General features: G+C 71.6%; 16 protein-coding genes. 9 read left to right on the top strand and 7 right to left on the bottom strand.

Annotation, left to right across the window (positions count from 1 at the left end; translation table 11 throughout):
• The first annotated feature begins 51 nt into the window (after nt 1-51).
• The 4 genes from HAV40_RS09650 (at nt 52) to HAV40_RS09635 (ending at nt 3494) form a co-directional block, all read left to right on the top strand.
• The gene (locus HAV40_RS09650) at nt 52-696 is read left to right on the top strand and encodes a class I SAM-dependent DNA methyltransferase (RefSeq protein ID WP_166380521.1); all 645 of its coding nucleotides are present in this window, start codon (nt 52-54) and stop codon (nt 694-696) included.
• Between the two features lie 12 nt (nt 697-708).
• Nucleotides 709-1305, top strand: coding sequence for a hypothetical protein (locus tag HAV40_RS09645; RefSeq protein WP_166380520.1), 597 nt, complete (start codon nt 709-711; stop codon nt 1303-1305).
• Between the two features lie 87 nt (nt 1306-1392).
• Complete coding sequence (locus HAV40_RS09640) at nt 1393-2502, top strand: tetratricopeptide repeat protein (protein WP_166380519.1); 1110 nt, start codon at nt 1393-1395, stop codon at nt 2500-2502.
• Nucleotides 2503-2570: 68 nt separating this feature from the next.
• On the top strand, nt 2571-3494 hold the full coding sequence (locus tag HAV40_RS09635) for an alpha/beta hydrolase (RefSeq protein ID WP_166380518.1): 924 nt from the start codon (nt 2571-2573) through the stop codon (nt 3492-3494).
• A 50-nt stretch (nt 3495-3544) separates the two neighbouring features.
• On the opposite strand, the gene HAV40_RS09630 is transcribed toward HAV40_RS09635, so the two are convergent.
• Nucleotides 3545-4819, bottom strand: a complete 1275-nt coding sequence (locus tag HAV40_RS09630; RefSeq protein ID WP_166380517.1) for an MFS transporter — start codon at nt 4817-4819, stop codon at nt 3545-3547.
• 110 nt (nt 4820-4929) lie between these two features.
• Here HAV40_RS09630 and HAV40_RS09625 point away from each other — a divergent pair, with 110 nt between their 5' ends.
• Nucleotides 4930-5382 carry a MarR family winged helix-turn-helix transcriptional regulator gene (locus HAV40_RS09625; protein ID WP_166380516.1) on the top strand — a complete coding sequence of 151 codons (453 nt, stop codon included), beginning with the start codon at nt 4930-4932 and terminating at the stop codon, nt 5380-5382.
• 65 nt (nt 5383-5447) lie between these two features.
• On the opposite strand, the gene HAV40_RS09620 is transcribed toward HAV40_RS09625, so the two are convergent.
• Both HAV40_RS09620 and HAV40_RS09615 read right to left on the bottom strand, forming a co-directional pair.
• Nucleotides 5448-6392 carry a permease prefix domain 1-containing protein gene (locus HAV40_RS09620; RefSeq protein WP_166380515.1) on the bottom strand — a complete coding sequence of 315 codons (945 nt, stop codon included), beginning with the start codon at nt 6390-6392 and terminating at the stop codon, nt 5448-5450.
• Nucleotides 6389-6721, bottom strand: coding sequence for a PadR family transcriptional regulator (locus HAV40_RS09615; RefSeq protein ID WP_166380514.1), 333 nt, complete (start codon nt 6719-6721; stop codon nt 6389-6391). Before HAV40_RS09615 ends, HAV40_RS09620 begins: the two co-directional genes overlap by 4 nt.
• A 301-nt stretch (nt 6722-7022) precedes the next feature.
• On the opposite strand from HAV40_RS09615, the gene HAV40_RS09610 reads away from it, so the two are divergent.
• Nucleotides 7023-8609, top strand: a complete 1587-nt coding sequence (locus HAV40_RS09610) for a glycoside hydrolase domain-containing protein (protein WP_308440983.1) — start codon at nt 7023-7025, stop codon at nt 8607-8609.
• Between the two features lie 63 nt (nt 8610-8672).
• On the opposite strand, the gene HAV40_RS09605 is transcribed toward HAV40_RS09610, so the two are convergent.
• Nucleotides 8673-9320 carry an FMN-dependent NADH-azoreductase gene (locus HAV40_RS09605; RefSeq protein WP_239085735.1) on the bottom strand — a complete coding sequence of 216 codons (648 nt, stop codon included), beginning with the start codon at nt 9318-9320 and terminating at the stop codon, nt 8673-8675.
• A 250-nt stretch (nt 9321-9570) separates the two neighbouring features.
• Between HAV40_RS09605 and HAV40_RS09600 the strand changes: the two genes are divergently transcribed.
• Complete coding sequence (locus HAV40_RS09600; RefSeq protein ID WP_166380512.1) at nt 9571-10341, top strand: SDR family NAD(P)-dependent oxidoreductase; 771 nt, start codon at nt 9571-9573, stop codon at nt 10339-10341.
• Nucleotides 10342-10411: 70 nt separating this feature from the next.
• Here the strand turns inward: HAV40_RS09600 and HAV40_RS09595 are convergent, their stop codons facing one another.
• Nucleotides 10412-11491 (bottom strand): Gfo/Idh/MocA family protein, encoded by a 1080-nt coding sequence (locus HAV40_RS09595; RefSeq protein WP_166380511.1) that lies wholly within the window; start codon nt 11489-11491, stop codon nt 10412-10414.
• 409 nt (nt 11492-11900) lie between these two features.
• On the opposite strand from HAV40_RS09595, the gene HAV40_RS09590 reads away from it, so the two are divergent.
• Together HAV40_RS09590 and HAV40_RS09585 are read left to right on the top strand one after the other, a co-directional pair.
• Nucleotides 11901-12557, top strand: coding sequence for a response regulator transcription factor (locus HAV40_RS09590; protein WP_166380510.1), 657 nt, complete (start codon nt 11901-11903; stop codon nt 12555-12557).
• A gap of 2 nt (nt 12558-12559) precedes the next feature.
• Nucleotides 12560-13942, top strand: coding sequence for a sensor histidine kinase (locus HAV40_RS09585; protein ID WP_166380509.1), 1383 nt, complete (start codon nt 12560-12562; stop codon nt 13940-13942).
• A gap of 27 nt (nt 13943-13969) precedes the next feature.
• Here the strand turns inward: HAV40_RS09585 and HAV40_RS09580 are convergent, their stop codons facing one another.
• Nucleotides 13970-14893 carry a TAXI family TRAP transporter solute-binding subunit gene (locus HAV40_RS09580; protein ID WP_409364907.1) on the bottom strand — a complete coding sequence of 308 codons (924 nt, stop codon included), beginning with the start codon at nt 14891-14893 and terminating at the stop codon, nt 13970-13972.
• Nucleotides 14894-14947: 54 nt separating this feature from the next.
• Nucleotides 14948-15322, bottom strand: coding sequence for a hypothetical protein (locus HAV40_RS09575; RefSeq protein ID WP_166380508.1), 375 nt, complete (start codon nt 15320-15322; stop codon nt 14948-14950).
• Between the last annotated feature and the right edge of the window lie 57 nt (nt 15323-15379).

The following is a 15379-nucleotide window of genomic DNA, read 5'->3' as shown; positions in this document are numbered from 1 at the left end:
AGCTGTTCGACCGGGCGGCGGCGGCGCATGGGGTCCGCTTAGGGTGGCGGCGTGAGCGAGCCGTCCTTCCTGCACGACACCCGGACGGCGTACGACACCTTCGCCGGTGCGTACGCCGAGCACTTCCACGACGAGCTGGCCGGCATACCGGTCGAGCGGGCGATGATGGCCGCCTACGCCGAACTGGTGCTGGCCGGTGGCGGCGGGCAGACGCTGGACGTCGGCTGCGGCGCCGGGCCCGGCACGGCCCACCTGGCGAGCCTGGGCCTGGACGTGCGCGGCCTGGACCTGTCCCCCGGCATGCTCGCGCTGGCCCGCGCCCGGTATCCGCGCCTGCGCTTCGACGAGGGCACCATGACGGCCCTGACCGTCGCCGACGGCTCGCTCGCCGGGATCAGCTCGCAGTACTCGGTCATCCACGTCCCGGACGGTGAGCTGCCGTCGGTGCTGGCCGGGTTCCGGCGGGCACTGGCCGACGGCGGCCACCTGCTGCTGATCTTCCAGAACCTGGACGAGGACCGGCTGCGCACCGAGGCGTTCGGGCACACCTTCACGCTCAACTACCACTTCCGCTCGGCGGACCGCATGGCCGGATTCGTGACCGAGGCCGGGTTCGACGTGTTCGCGCAGGCCAGCCGCAAGGCGCAGACCGGCGAGCAGACGCCGCGGGCCATGCTGCTCGCGCGGGCCTGCTAACGTCGCGCGCTGATGAGCTCCCCGACCGATCGCCACGGCACCCTGCACACGCCGAGCCTGCACGGGCGCGTACCCGACGACCTTCCGGTGCTGCTGCGCAGCAACCCGCTCGCGTACGCCCTGCAGTTGACCCAGCGCAGGCTGTTCACCGTGTACCTGCCCCTCGCCGCTGCGCTGTGCCTGATCGCGATCCGGTCCTGGCTGCTCACGGTGATCGCGCTGGCCGTGGTCGGCCTGCACTATGTGGTCACCTGTCTCGACGAGGCCACCAGGGCCCGCTCGCCGCTGCTGGGCGCCGACGAGCACGGCTTGTTCCTGCGGCCCAACGGCGTCGCCCGGCCCGCTCTGCACCTGCCGTGGCCGTACGTGAAGGAACTAGCCGTCCGGCGGTCCGGCGGCGTGTGGATGCTGTGTGTCACGCCGCGCGACCCAGGCGAGGACAAGCGCGCCCAGGAGCGGGAGACCGCTGGTCGCTTCTACGGCTTCTGGCGCATCGTGCGCTACCAGCGCATGCTACGCAGACTGGGCACGAGCCTGTTCATCCCGATCGTCGGCACCGACCCGGATCAGCTGCTCACCGCGCTCACGGCCCGACGCGGAGCCCGGTAGCGGCCGGGCCGGGGCACCCGCGATCGACGTGCACGAAACCGCTACGGTGAGCGGATCCCGACGTCTGTCGTATCTGGAGGCTGAGCGATGAGCGCCGAACCGGCTGCGGTGCCCCGGCAGCACGACCCGCAGCACGGCGACCCGCTGGACCGCCGGTTGGCCGACGCGGGGCCGAGCGGGCGGGTGGCCGTCCTCGTCGAGCACCTGGCCCCGAAGGTCGCCACGACCTCATTGGACTGGATCGGCGACCTGTCGGCAGCGGCCGCGCGGCACGAGATGAGCCTGCCCGAGCTGCGTACCGCCGCGACGGACCTCGCCTGGCTGGCCCGCGACGCCGGGCAGCGGTTCCCGGGCGCCGCCGAGGAGCAGGCGCTGCGTGGTGCCCCGGCTCTCGACCGGCTCGTGCTGGCGTACGTGCACGGGCAGCGGCTGCGGTTCGATTTCAAGTTCGAGGCGCTGCAGTCGCAGTCGCACCGCTGGCTGGCCGAGTTCGACGGCGACGCGCTCATCGTCGGGCTGGCCGCGTTCGGGGCACTGGGCTCGCGTTCGGGGCGGGGTCTGGAGCTCTACCGGCAGGCCGTCGACGCCCCGGACGTCGACGCCAAGACCCGCCACGTGTGCATGCACGGGCTGTGGTTCGCCGACCACCTGCCCGATCAGGCCGAGCTGATGCTGGAGCTGTCCCAGCAGCTGACGGCCTCCAGCGGGCTGGACGCGAACGTGTTCTTCCGGCGCGCGTTCGCGCTGCGCAAGCTGGGCCGCTTCGAGCAGGCGCTCGACGAGATCGACCGGGCCATCGCCATGCTCGGTCCGGGCCACAACGCGGTCCACCAGGACTACGTACGCGAGCGCGAGCTGATCGTCGTCACCCGGCAGTTGCACGGGTACGCCCAGGAGCTCACCCGGGCGGCCGGCGACACCGTCGCCGAGCAGGCCGAACGGCGGATCAAGGAGGCGTCGGCGGCGCTGACCGAGAAGGTCGAGACGGCGCAGCGGGTGGTCGCCGAGGGCACCTTGAAGGTCGTCGAGATCCTGGGCCTGTTCGTGACGCTGGCGGGCTTCGTGATCGGCTCGGGCGCGGTGGTGGTGAAGGCGGGCACCTTCGGTGAACGCGCCGCCGCGATGGGCATCGTGCTGGTGGGCTGCCTGCTGTTCTTCGCCCTGCTGCGCTTCGTCACCACGTTCCGCCGCAGGTAGCACGTGCCGCGTCGGCCCACTCGGTAGGATCGGGGCGTTCACCCCCGCGTCAGGTGAGGAGTGGGCGCGTGAAGAAGAGTGTCACGTTCAAGAGCAACGGCCTGGACGTCAAAGGCGACCTCTACGTACCCGACGACTACCAGGCTGGGCAGAAGCTGCCCGCGATCGTGGTCAGCCACCCGTTCGGCGGGGTCAAGGAGCAGACCGCGGGCCTGTACGCGCAGAAGCTGTGCATGAAGGGCAACGTCACGCTCGCCTTCGACGCGTCGTACCAGGGTGAGAGCGCTGGTGAGCCGCGTTTCCTGGAGGACCCGTTCGCCCGCGCCGAGGACATCCGCAGCGCCGTCACCTTCCTGGGCACCGCCGACGAGGTCGACCCGGCGCGCATCGGCGCGCTGGGCATCTGCGCGTCGGGCGGCTACGTGCCGTTCACGGCGGCCACCGACCACCGCATCAGGGCCGTGGCCACGGTGAGCGCGGCCGACATGGGCTCGCTGTTCCGCGACGGGCTGGGCGGCAACGGCGACGCCGAACTGCGCGACGGCCTGCTGGAGGCGGCCGCGCAGGACCGCACCGACCAGGCGCACGGCAAACCGGCCCGGCTGGAGCACATCGTGCCGGACACCCCGGCCGAGGTCACCGAGGACACCCCGGCGCTGTATGCCGAGGGCACCGACTACTACCGCACACCTCGCGCCCAGCACCCGAACGCGCAGAACTGGTACGTGGTGGCGGGCCTGGACCGGATCATGGCGTACGGCTCCTTCGACCACGTCGACCTGATCTCGCCGCGTCCGCTGCTGATGATCGCGGGCACCAGGGCGGACACGAAGTATTGCAGCGAGCAGGCGTACGCCCAGGCCAAGGAGCCCAAGGAGCTGTACCTGGTCGACGGGGCGTCGCACGTCGACCTCTACGACAAGCCCGAGTACGTGACCCCGGCCGTGGAGCGCCTCGACGCGTTCTTCGACAAGCACCTGGCCGCCGCCTAGGCGGACTGCTCGGCCACCGTACGGCCGGTCTCCAGGTCGAAGCTGACAGGTCATGGTCGAGCCGACCTGCCAGTACCTTGCGCGGGCTCGACCCGCCGCAGCGTGCGCACGGCCGGGGCGGACAGCAGCAGACCGCATGCCAGCAGCGCGAAGACCGTCGAGAAGGCGAGCACCTCGCGGGACCCGGCCAGTAGCGCGACCGGTCCGGCCAGCGCCCTGCCGATCGGCAGGATGAGGATGGAACCGGCCACGTCGTAGGCGTAGACACGATTGAGGACCGGTGCCGGAATCTGGGTCTGCACGGTGGTCGCCCACATCACGCCCCAGAACGCGAAGCCCGCGCCGCCGATCAGGTGGCCCAGGCACAGCAGCGGCAGGTCGGCACCGGCAGCGAGCACCAGCGGGCAGCACGCGAACAGCAGCATGGCCGTCGCCCCCGCGGCCAGCGGACGGCGTGGGCGCAGCCACATGCCGAGCAGCCCACCGGCGATGGTGCCCGCGCCGAAGACCGACGTGACGATGCCGTACGCCGTGGCGCCGTGCGCACCGACGATCAGTGCGGCGCCGAGTGGCACGACCGGGCCGAAGACCAGCAGCCCGTACACGGCCCAGATCGCGATGACCGTCCACAGCCAGGTCCGCTGCCGGAACTCGCGCCAGCCCTCGACGAGGCTACGGGCCATGTTCGTGCCGGTGGTCACTGTGACGGCGGCGACCCGGAGCGCGAGCAGGCACAGACCGCTGACGGCGAAGGTCGCCGCGTCGAAGGCGAGCACCGCCCCGGCGTTCAGCATCGCCACGAGCAGGCCGGCCAGCGCCGGGCCGAGCAGGGCGGTCATCGCCTCGGCGACCCGCAGTGCGCCGTTGGCACGCTGCACGTCGGAGGCCACCTGCACGGTCAGTCCTGCCGTCCCCGGCTGGAACACGGCCGTGGCCGCGCCGCTGATCGCCTGCAGTACCAGCACCTGCCACAGCGTGGGCACTCCGGTCAGGAACAGCATCGCGGCGCAGCCCTGCACGACCAGGCGCACGGCGTCCGCGCCGATCATCATCCGGCGGGCGCCGAACTTGTCGGCGAGCGCGCCGCCGAAGGGGATGAGCACGGCGATCGGGGCCATCCACGCCGCCAGCGCCCAGCCGACGCCGGATGCGCCGTATCCGGCTGCGAGCAGCCCGGTGGCCAGCGCGACGGGCAGCAGCGCGTCGCCGAGCAGCGAGACGGTGCGGGCGGCGAAGTAGAGGGTGAAGTCCCGCGACCACAGCCGCGCCGATGGCGTGGGCGTGGATGCGGGCGTGCTGGCGACAGGTGCCACGGCCGTTGACATGCGATCTCTTTCCGCCAAAGTGATCAGTTAGGAAACTTGGCAGAAGATTAGTTGCAGACGCGGGTTATTGCAACAGCGGGCTACCGGCTGAAGCGGTGTACTCTCGCCGCATGGCGGTTCAGGAGCAGGCTCTCGACGACGTCGTGGCGTGTGCGCAGAACTGGCGCGCGCTGGCCGGGCTGCACGCCCGGATCGAGCAGCGGCTCGAACGCGCGCTGCAGGCCGCACACCGGCTCAGCGTCGTGGAGTACTCGGTGCTCGAACTGCTGTCGCGGCAGGAACGCTGGCACATGCGGATGCAGCAGCTGGCCGACGCGGTCGTGCTGAGTCAGAGCGCGACCACCCGCCTGGTCGCCCGGCTGGAGGAGCAGGGCCTGCTGAGCCGCTACCTGTGCGAGAACGACCGCCGGGGCATCTTCACCGAGGTGACCGAGTCCGGTCTGAGTTTGCTGGAGCAGGCCCGCCCCACCCACGATCAGGCGCTGCGCGAGGCGATGCACGACGCCGAGCAGCTGCCGGAGTTCTCCCGGCTGGTCGGGGCGCTGCGCGACCAGCCGGCCTAGCCGGTCCCAGCAGCGGAAACGACTGAAGCCCAGGCGAGCGCCTGGGCTTCAGCGGGTGAGGACGTTCAGCCGCGGCGGGCGTGGCGGATGGTCTCGAACAAGGCCGACAGGATGCCGACCGCACCGGTGATGATCAGAGCCGGGGTGATCCAGCGGGTGGCCTGCTCGGGCCAGCCCGTGGCGGCGATGAACGCGGGGTTGAGGAAGTGCTCCTGGGCGGCCAGCCAGACCAGCAGAGCTGCGGGAGCCGCCTGGGCCAGGCCCCCGGCGACACCCAGCACCGGCCGCCAGCCCGCGTGGTAGCGGGCGAAGGTCAGGAACAGGCTCGCCAACACCAAGGCCACCAGGGCGTACACGACGCCGGTGTCCCACAGCCACGGGTCGAGCACCGGGATCGGCTCCCCGCTGCCGTCCAGCTTCAGCTTCAGCGACGGTGACCACAGGATGACGGCGGCCAGCGCGACGGTCGCGACGCTCTCGATGATCAGCTCGGATCGCCGGGTGCGGCGGCTCGCCGGTGCCGGCAGCGCGTCAGGCGTCCACGGCCGTCCCTCGTCCGGGCTCCATCGGGCTCCGGTGCGCTCCAGGACCGCGAAGACCGCGGTGGTCCAGCCGACGATGTGCACGGCCGTGGTGAGCGCGGCGCTGATGGCGCTGCCGAGCACGGTGCCGAAGGGCGCGCCGTCCACGACGCGCACCACGGCGGCGATCACCGCGACGATCGGCACGACCGAGCTGAGCAGCACGGTCAGCAGCCGGGTGTAGTCGACGAACAGCGCGGGGCCGATGAGATAGAGGGGACGGTCGGCGTAACCGGCGGCGAGCCGGGCCGGGTCGCCGAGTTCGGTGAGCACGGCGGTCTCGGCCACGCTCTGGTCCTCGCCGCCCGCGACGCGGGCTTCGACGGCGTCCTCGATGGACGCGCGCAGCTCGCGCTCGATGTCGGGGCGCTGGCGGGGCGGCAGGCGGCGCAGGGTCGTCTCGACGTAGCGGTCGGTGAGGGTGGTCATGATGCGCCTCTCAGGGATCGGAATGCGGTGTGCAGGGAGTTCCAGTCGTCGCTGAGGGTGTCGGCGAGCGCGGCGCCCTCGGCGCTGGTGCGGTAGAACTTGCGCGGTCGCGATTCGTCGGTGTTCCAGTCGCTGGTGAGCAGCCCCTGCTTCTCCAGCCGGCGCAGCAGCGGGTAGAGGGTGTTGGCGTCGACCGTGAAGCCGTGCTGCTGCAGCACCTCGAGCAGGGCGTAGCCGTAGTTCGGCCGGTGCAGCACGAGCAGGCAGGCCAGCACGACCGTGCCTCGCCGCAGTTCCTGTAGGTGTGTCGCGAGCAGTTCGTCTTCCATGCGTCACACGATACTGTGTGCCACACACTAATGCAACAGCCAACAACAATGCACTGTGGACACCCTTGCGCATCTAGCGGTACCCGTGGATACGTGGTAGGAATTCTCCACACATCGATCTACTCGCTGAGAATTCCTTCACACCCGGGAGGCTCGTTTGAGAAGGGTCATAGCAGGTCCGGCCGTGCTGGCCGCCGCGATAACCGTCGCGGTCGCCGGTGCGTCCCTGATGACGACACCGTCCTGGGCGAGGCCCGCCGACCCGGCTGACGGCCGGCTCGTGGCTTACCAGGGATATCGCGTGACCGTTCCCGCCTCGTGGCAGGTCGTCGACCTCGCCGCCCAGCCGGGGGCGTGTGTGCGCTTCGACCGACCCACCGTCTACCTCGGACACCCCGGCGACCAGGCCTCCTGCTCGACGAACCTGGCCGGGCGCACCGCCGCGCTGATCATCGAACCACTCGACGCCGTCGCCACGAGCCGGCTCACCGCGCAGACCGCCATCACAGCACCGGGCACGGCGGTCGCCGACAGCGCCGTGTCCCACGACGACGCTATCCAGGTCGCGGTCCGCGGCGCGGGTGTGCTGGTCACCGCAGCGCACAACCCCGACACCGAGGACGCCGTCCGCCGGATCCTCGCCTCGGCGAGCCTCGGGCGCGACGCCCGGCCGTCAGCCGACGTCGTGCTCACCGCGAAGGCGCAGCCTGCGGCGGCACCGCTGGCGGCGGCACCGCTGGCGGCGGCCGGGCCGCAGCCGGGCACGTACACCGGCAAGGGGTTCGACACCTGTGCCGCGCCGTCCCAGTCGACCATGAACACGTGGCGCAACAGCTCGCCGTACCGGGCCATCGGCATCTACATCAGCGGCGGCAGCCGGTCCTGCTCGCAGCCGAACCTGACCGCGAACTGGGTCACCAACCAGACCAGCAACGGCTGGCGGCTGATCCCGATCGAGCTGGGCCGCCAGGCCCCCTGCGGCACCCGGCAGCCGAAGATGTCAGCCGACGCCACGACCGCCCGCTCGCAGGGCGTGACGGCCGCCAACAGCGCGGTCAGCGCCGCGCAGGCGCTGGGCATCCCGGCGGGCAGCGCGATCTACAACGACATCGAGCAGTATCCGTCCAATGCCTCGTGCAAGCACGCCGTGCTGTCGTTCCTGTCCGGCTGGACGCAGCAGCTGCACGCGCGCGGCTACCTGTCCGGCATGTACTCCAGCGGCTCGTCCGGCATCACCGACGTGTGCGGCGCGTACAACGACCCCGCCTACACGCGCCTGGACCACCTGTGGATCGCCTGGTGGAACGGGGTGGCCAACACGGACGGCGGCCCGTACTGCGACGCCGCCTACTACGCCAACCACCAGCGGCTGCACCAGTACGCCGGGGACGTGCGGGAGACGTGGGGCGGGGTGCAGATCAACATCGACCGCAACTACCTCGACGTGTCGACCAGCGTCACCGAGCCGCCGCCGACGTCGTGGAGCGCCGTCGTGGACAACACCACCCCCGGCGGGTTCACCGCCAGCGCGAACTGGGGCACCTCGGCGTTCTCCGCCCAGCGGCACGGCACCGACTACCGCTTCGCCGACCCGGTCGCGGCCAGCGACCCGGCCTGGTTCCGGGTGAACATCCCGGCGACCGCGTCCTACGAGGTGTCGATCTGGTATCCAGCCAGCACCGGCTACAACGAGGCGACCCCGTTCATCGTCGCCACCACCGGCGGCAACCAGACGGTGACCGTCAACCAGCGCGTCAACGGCGGCCAGTGGGTGTCACTCGGCGTGTTCAGCATGGCCGCCGGTGACGGCGACAAGGTCGGCGTGAGCCGGTGGACCACCGGCACGGGATACGTCATCGCCGACGCGGTGCGCTTCACCCGCGTCTAGCGCACCGTCGGCGGGGACCCGGCCGCGAGCACGGGTCCCCGCCGACGGCGAGTCGTCACCGGCTCAGGCCGGTGCGCCGACCGGCCGGGACAGGAAGCCCTTGCCCAGCTCGTGGGCCTGCGCGACGGCGCCGGTCAGCGCCGCCTCGCGCTGGTGCGGGGTGATGTCCATCGGCTGGGCGTGGATGAACTGCAGGTCGGTGATGCCGACGAACCCGAAGATCGCCCGCAGGTACGGCTCCTGGAAGTCGTACGGGTGCAGGAACGTTCCCGCCGAGTAGTCGGCCCCGCGGGTGGTCACGCACACCATGCGCTTGCCGTTGACCATCGGCACGACCTGGCCGGTCTCGTCGTAGCGGAACAGGTAGCCGGGCTGCACGACGCAGTCGATGTAGTACTTCAGCGCGTACGGCACACCGAAGTTCCACATCGGAGCGGTGATGAGGTAGGCGTCCGCGGAGACGAAGTGCTCGATCAGCGACTCCACCTGCTGCCACGACTCCGCGTGGCCACGGTCGATCGGGCGGCCCACCATCAGCGTGTACTTCGCCTCGATGTTGTCGCCCGTCAACGCCGGCAGGTCGTGGTCGTACAGGTCGACGACGTCCACGGTGACGTCGCCGGACTGCTCGCGCACGCCTTTCAGAAAGGCTTCGGAAACACGAAGTGAGTGCGATTGCGAGCCACGGGGCGTGGCGATGATGTGCAGCATGCGCATGGCGTTCCCTCAGCACTGGAAGTGAAGGTCAATCTAGCGACGGCCAGCGGGAACGTGGTCGATGTGTCGGAAGTTGGCGACCATTCGAGTGATTGTCCGGGAGCAATGCGAATTACGTTCGTTACCGTTGCCATCCGACCCGGACAGACACGATCGCGACCTCCGGCGCAAGGTCCGCGATTCGCCGCTGCGCCCACCCGGAGCTAGGGTTGCCACAGAGATCCACTATCGGAAGGTGCCCGCCATGAGCAGCGTCCTGGTCACCGGTTCGGCCGACGGCATCGGCTTGCAGACGGCACGCGAGCTGCTGGCGCTCGGGCACCGGGTGGTGCTGCACGCCCGCAACGAGCAGCGGGCCGCGCAGACCCGCGACGCGCTGCCGGGCGCCGCCGCGGTGCTGGTCGGCGACGTGTCGTCGCTGGCGCAGACCCGGTCGCTGGCCGCCGCCGCGAACGAGCACGGCCCGTACGACGCCGTGATCCACAACGTCGGGGTGGGCTCGGCGGCCCGGCGTGAGGTCACCGAGGACGGCATCGAGCGCATCCTCGCCGTCAACGTGCTCGCCCCGTACCTGCTGACGGCCCTGATGCCGCTACCGCAGCGGCTGGTGTACCTGACCTCGGGGCTGGAGGCGGCCGGCCACGCCGACTTCGACGACCTGCAGTACGAGCGCAAGCCCTGGGACGGGATGCGCGCCTACAGCGACTCTAAGCTGCACGACGTGCTGCTGGCGTTCGCGGTCGCGCGGCTGTTCCCGGCGGTGCTGAGCAACGCCGTCGACCCGGGCTGGATCAAGACCCGGATGGGCGGCCCGAACGCCACCGACGAGCTGCCCGCCGGCGCGGAGACGCAGGTCTGGCTGGCGACCGCCGACCCGGCCGAGGTCGGCTTCAGCGGCCGCTACCTCAAGCGCCGCCAGGACCTGCGCGCCAACGCCGCCGCCTACGACATCGCCGCCCAGGACCGCCTCCTGGCCGCCTGCGCCCACCTCACCGGCGAGAAGTTCCCGGCCTGAGCCTGCTGTTTCGGGGAAACCGCGCCTTCGAAGGGCGTGTTGCCCGCAGATTCCCCGAAACTGCGGGCGCTCACTGCCAGGATTGCGCACCGACCTCGACCGTCTGGCCGGTGCGGGCGGATTCGTCGATGGCGAGGCTGATCAGGTGGTCCTGGCAGGCCTGGGCGAGGGGGTAGGGGGCTTCGGACTCGCCGCGCGTCCAGCGGCCGGTCGACTCCAGGATGGTCGCGATGGCGATCTCCTCGTCGGACAGGCGTACACCCGCGTAGGGGTTGGTGTAGACCACGGCGCCGTCGAAGCTGATGTGGTCCAGGTCGAAGCCTTCGAGGTTGAGGTCGCGGCCGGTCTGGCGGCGGCGCAGCTCCGACTCGACGATGGTACGGGTGCCCTGCAGCTGCACGACCCGATCGTCGACGAGTTCACCGAGGCTGCCCCGGACCACGACGCGCCGGGTGCGCAGCTGGTTCCACCACTGGTTGTCGGTGAAGTCGTACAGGCCGCTGCGGCCACCGAAATCGATGGTGGCCAGGGTGTTCACGGCCGGTTTCGGGGTCGCGTCGTCGCGCCAGCCGGCCGGGCTCATCGGATCGGCCAGCGGCGCGGTGAAGGTGCGGGCGTGCACGCTCGCCGGGCCCATGCCCACGTCGAGCATGCCGCGCAGTATCGACACCGCGTGGTAGCCGTGCGTGGACGACACCTGCGCCGAGGTGCGCTCACCGATGACGCCCGAGCGCAGCACCGCCAGCCGGGCCGCGTGGTCGGGCAGCAGCAGGTACTGCTCGGCGACCTGGACCTTGTCGGCCTTGCCGACCCGCGCCCACAGCTCGCGCAGCCCGTCCAGGTCGGGCGCGGGCGGGGTCTCCGACAGCACCGGCATGGTGCGCTCGACCAGCGTCTCGACCAGGCCGGGGTTCACGCCCCACGGCACGGAGGTGATGACGTACTCGGGGTCGCCGGTGCGCAGCAGGTCGCCGAGGTCCTGGGTGACGGGCAGCCGCCAGCGGCCGGCCACCTCGGCGGCGGCCTCCACCGAGCGGGTCATCACACCGGTCACCGTGAAACGCTCCGGCATCAGCTCGGCCAGTTTGAAGAAGAACTGCGCACGCCAGCCGCGCCCGACGACCGCGTACCTGATCGGGTTCTGTGTCACCGGCAAACCGTACGCCGCCACGGCCGGGCGGAACGCGACGGTGCCGGGCTCCCGGGCGCATGACACACCATGCTCCGCCCGGCAGCCCGGCACATCCGGAGCCCGTCGCGGCGGCACGGCGCGCGACGGTCCCCGGGGACGGCCGCCGTCCCGCCCCACCGACGGGCCCGGACAGCGGCCTGGCGCGCCCGGCGGCCTTCTCCCCCGGCCGGTCGGGCGCACGTCCCAGCATCGGCACGGTGGCACCCGGTGCCGATCAATCGTTAAGAAACTTTCTTAAAGACGTTTCGAGTCAACCACCGGCACCGATCCAAGTCAAGGCATCCGTCAATGAACTGCGGCCCCGCTGGCACACGGGTGCGGCGGTAACGCATCATCGAAGGCCACACGGCACCGAGGGGAGGTCCGGTTGCGCATCCTGCTGGTCGAGGACGACCTGCGCGTCGCCACGGCGATGAGCGCCGCGCTGACCCGCCGCGGGTACGACGTCGAGCACGCCGCCACCGCCACCGCGGCCCTGTCGGCGGCCCCGTGCGACCTGGTGCTGCTCGACCGGTCCCTGCCCGACGGCGACGGCCTCGACGTGTGCCGCGCACTGCGTGCCCGCAGCCCCCAGCTGGGCATCATCGCGGTCACCGCCCGCGGCGAGGAGCGCGACCGGGTGGTCGGGCTGCGCGTCGGCGCGGACGACTACGTGGTCAAGCCGTTCTCCATGGTCGAGCTGCAGGCGCGCATCGAGGCGGTGCTGCGCCGGGCGTCGTACGCCTCCCCCGAACTGATGGTCATCGTCGCCGGGCGGGTGCGCATCGACGTGCCCGCCCGCACCGTCACCGTCGACGGGGCCGACGTCGCGCTGACCCGCAAGGAGTTCGACATCCTGCTGTCGCTGGCCCGGCATCCCGGCCTGGTCATCACCCGCGACCGCATCCTGCTCGACGCCTGGCAGACCACCTGGGTCGCCCGGCACACCGTCGAGGTGCACGTCGGCTCGCTGCGCGGCAAGCTCGGCGACCCCCGCCTGATCGAGTCGGTGCGCGGCGTCGGCTACCGGCTGCGCGGCGAGTAGCCGTGCGCCGACGCCTGGCCGCCAGCTACCTGCTTCTCATGACGCTGGTCCTGCTCGCCCTGGAGATCCCGCTGGCGCTGACCCTGGCCAGCCGCGAATCCGACCTGGTCCGCGCCGACCGGCTGGCCGACGCGACCCGCTTCGCCGCGCTCGCCCGGCCCGGCCTGCGCACCGACACCATCGGCACCGTACGCGACGAGCTGGCCCGCTACGACGAGCTCTACGGCATCGGCGCGGCCGTGCTCGACCGCGACCGGCACACCTTCGCCCGCTCGGTCAGCTACCACCTCGAACCGGCCCGCGGCGAGGCCGCGGTGCGCGCCGCGCTGGCCGGGCAGCAGTACAGCTCCGCCGAGTCCGTGCTGCCCTGGACCGGCGAGCCGATAGTGGTCGCCGTGCCCGTCAACGACAACGGCGAAGTGCTCGGCATGGTGATCATCGTGTCGCCCGCCGACCGGGTCCGCGACGCGGTCACATTCTGGTGGCTGGCCCTGGGCGGCATCGGCCTGCTCGCCGCGCTGGCCTGCGTGCTCACCGCCCGCAGCCTGGCCAACTGGGTGCTGCGCCCGGTCACCGTGCTCGACGCGATGACCCACGAGGTCGCCGCGGGCGACGGCAACACCCGCATCTCCGACCAGGCCGGACCGTCCGAACTGCGGCGGCTCACCCGCAGCTTCAACGACATGGCCGGAGCCGTCGCCGACGCCATGGAACGGCAGCGCGCCTTCGTCGCCCACGCCAGCCACCAGCTGCGCAACCCGCTGACCGCGCTGCGCCTGCGCGTGGAGGAGCTGGGCCCGAGCCTGGCCGACGACGACGGCCGCAGCGAACACCGCCTCGCCCTGGAGGAGACCGACCGCCTGGCCACGGTCCTCGACGGGCTGCTCACCCTCGCCCGCGCCGAACGGGGACGCCACCAGCTGGTCACCATCGACGCCGTCGCGGTCGCCGAGTCCCGGGTCGCGGCGTGGGAACCACTGGCCCGCCACCACGCCACGACGCTGACCCTGACCGTCGGGCTGCCGGTGGCGCTGGTGCAGGCCGTGCCGACGGCGCTCGACCAGACGCTGGACGCGCTCATCGACAACGCGGTGAAGTTCAGCGGGTCCGGCGGGCGGGTCGAGGTCGAGGTGCGCGCGGCCGACGACGGCATCGCGGTGCACGTCCGCGATGACGGGCCCGGCATGACCGACGCGCAGCTCGACCAGGCCACCGAGCGGTTCTGGCGAGCCCCGGACGCGCAGAACATCGACGGCTCCGGCCTGGGCCTGACCATCGCGGCGGTGCTGGTCGACGCGTCCGGCGGGAGGCTGGCGATGACCCACGCCGGACAGCGCGGCCTGGACGCCCGCGTCTGGCTGCGCGGCCTGGACACCCCGGCGTAACGCCCGCCCGGCCGGTTCACCGGCGGGCTATGGCTTGATCGACTGGTAGTAGCGGGCCGCGCCCGGATGCAGGGGCAGCGGCGCGGTGGCGATGGCCGACTGCGGGTTGAGCCGCCCGGCGGCCGGGTGCGCCACGCCCAGCTCGTCGCGGTACTGCATGAGCAGTCGGGTCAGTTCGTAGACCAGGTCATCGGGCATGTTCTCGCTGACCACGAGGTAGTTCGGGTCGGCGACGGTGCTGATCGGGTCGAGGCCGTACACCGAGAACGGGATGTCGCGGCTGACGTAGACCTCGCTGTAGCGCACCCGCAGGGGTTCGGTCCACTCGCCCAGTTCGATGAGCCGGATCGGCATCGCGTCGATCAGCTGCTCGACCGCCTTGACCGGCGGGCCGCCGGAGAAGAAGAACGCGTCGACCTGCCCCTTGCCGAGCGCCTCGGCCGAGGCGTCCAGGCCGAGCTGGCTGATCTTCACCCGGTCGCCGCCCAGGTCGGCGACGTCGAGCAGCCGGTTCGCGGTGATCGCGGTGCCCGAGCCGGGCGCGCCGACCGACACGGTGCGCCCGCGCAGGTCGGCCAGGCGGCGCACCGGGCCGTCGGCGCGCACCACCAGGTGCAGCAGGTCGTCGTAGACGCGGGCCACGGCACGCACCTGGTTGCCGGTGGTGGGCAGGATGTCGGCCTGGGTGAAGCCGAGCTGCATCTGCCCGCCGCCGACGAGCTCGACGTTCTCGGCCGAAGCCGTGGTCACCCGGGCCTCGGCGTGCACGTGCGGCAACTCGCGGTTGATGATCTCCGCGTACGCCTGCCCGAAGACGTAGTAGACCCCCGTACGGCTGCCGGTGGCGATCTCCAGGCGCACCGGCTCGGGCGCGGGCTCGGTGCACGCGGCCATGCCGAGCAGGACCGCCACGACCAGCGCGGCGGCCGACGACACTCGCAGACGGACCACGGCGCAGAACCTACCCGACGCGGGCCGCACACCGCCCCTGGTGGCGGGCCTGGCTCAGTCGGCGTCGCCCGCCAGGTCCCGGGCCTGGGCCGCCTGCTCGGCGTCGAACCCGGAGACGCCGGTGCTGCGGAACTGCTCGGCCTGGTCATTGATCCAGCGGGTGTGCGCCTCCCAGGCCGACTGGCGCGCGATGCCCAGCGCCGCGCCGATCTGTGCCCAGGACGCCCCCGCTCTGCGGGCGTTGCGCACCGACAACTGCCGGCCGTAACCGGCCTTCCGGATGATCAGCTCACCGAGTGCGAGCAGCTGCAGCGCCTCCTCGGCGGTGAGGCCGGGTTCGGCGAGCGCCTCGCGCATGCGCAGGTCGTTGTAGCGGGTGACGGCGGTCTGCAGGGTGTGCTCACGCTCGAGCGCATCAGGGGTGGTCATGCTGTCAGGCTAGCCTGACGGCTTGCTTTCACGCTCCGCGTTTCGCCGAGGGCTGAC

Source organism: Catellatospora methionotrophica, from assembly GCF_011297335.1.
GTDB lineage: Bacteria > Actinomycetota > Actinomycetes > Mycobacteriales > Micromonosporaceae > Catellatospora > Catellatospora methionotrophica.
This window is presented reverse-complemented; position numbering and strand designations above follow the sequence as displayed.